The 1245-nt window shown below is 53.8% G+C and carries 1 protein-coding gene and 1 pseudogene; both read right to left on the bottom strand.

Annotated features, from left to right (window positions below; genetic code table 11):
- Positions 1-292: 292 nt before the first annotated feature.
- Entirely contained in the window at positions 293-691 is a 399-nt protein-coding gene (locus QP437_RS10610; RefSeq protein ID WP_032263160.1) for a primase alpha helix C-terminal domain-containing protein, read from the bottom strand.
- Positions 692-751: 60 nt separating this feature from the next.
- Positions 752-1207 (bottom strand): annotated as a pseudogene (locus tag QP437_RS10615) (replication initiation protein); the annotation flags it as partial.
- Positions 1208-1245: the final 38 nt, after the last annotated feature.

The raw sequence follows: 1245 nt of genomic DNA on the forward strand, positions 1-1245 counted from the left end.
GCGAGCTATGCTATAAAAAAGACAGGATATTACAAGCACTTAAGGAACTTAAGTACGATCTGGAGACATCCCCAAACCCAGACGCGTAAGTGCCTCCATCCGTGTTCCGATTCCCTGGTGCTTCCTCGCTCATTCGCTCGCTACGCTCGGTCATGAGACTGCGGCGAGCACTACCACCACAATCACGCGGAAAGCCGCGCCATTGCAGGGCTGAACGGGGAAAAACGGCAAAAAACCTGCTGCTCAAAAAGACGCCAGAAAGGCGCTGTTATCTGATATAGGCTTATTTGGTCTACTCTACGAGACCTCGTTTTTTCAGTTGGTAATACCAGGCGCGACTGATCCCTAATGCCTCCCACGGTTTCAGCGTGCGTGCAGATGTAGCTACTGTGCTGCGCTTAGACTTAGAACCGCCCTTGCGACCGCGTGCAGCCTGAATTTCTGGCGTGTGCGTATCAGCCACATACTGTGCGAAAGTTTCCGGCGTGAAGTTCCTGTGCGTGTATTTCGCAATGCTCTTGCCAATAGCCCGACATTCAGCCAGTGAAAGCGGAACGGGAAGCGATGCATTGTACATTTCGACACGCTGGATCACCGCTTCAAGCCACTGTGAGAACGCTGGCCAGCCCTGACGAATCGCCCTGTAAGCCCATTTGCGCGTCATTTCGAACAGGTGGCAGTTTCGCCCCATCCCGTAATGTTTATCGATGCTACGGCGCGCTGAGGCGCTCAAATCGAGATAATCAGCCAGTTCATCGAGGGTATAGGCTTCCTCTCGCCACTCCATCACCTGCCATTCCAGGTGGAACGGATTTTTACAAATCAGTCCGCTGTAGTTCACATCAGCACAACGTTTCTCACACAGCTAACGTTCAATCGCAGCGGCGTATTTCAGCGCCTTAACCGAGGCATCAGGCGCGGTTCTCACGGCGATGTTGAGTGCGTAGAGCAGGTGAGCGTGTCCGTTCACAGGATTTTTAACGGTGATGTTCGGCGCGGGAGCGTTCCGGTCGCTCCAGTCAATCGCAGCCCCCTCGCGGTCAACGTCAAAAACCAGCCAGAACTGCGCATGAGGCTGGTTCTGCTGTATGTACCGCGCAAGAAGCGCACGCCCTTTGCCGGAGATGCGAAGACCAAAAGCGAGATCATCCGTGTGATAGGGACGATGGGGTAAATTTTCGTCGAAGTATTGAAGCGCGGCGCTCATGTGTTACGATTCTCTCCGGGTTATGCGACCTACACGCC

It is taken from the genome of Haemophilus sp. UMB1048 (assembly GCF_030218125.1).
Taxonomy (GTDB): Bacteria; Pseudomonadota; Gammaproteobacteria; order Enterobacterales; family Pasteurellaceae; genus Haemophilus_D.

Excerpts from the sequence above, each read along its gene's own strand:
- QP437_RS10610 (WP_032263160.1), bottom strand. The coding sequence starts at position 691 with ATGGGGCGAAACTGCCACCTGTTCGAAATGACGCGCAAATGGGCTTAC.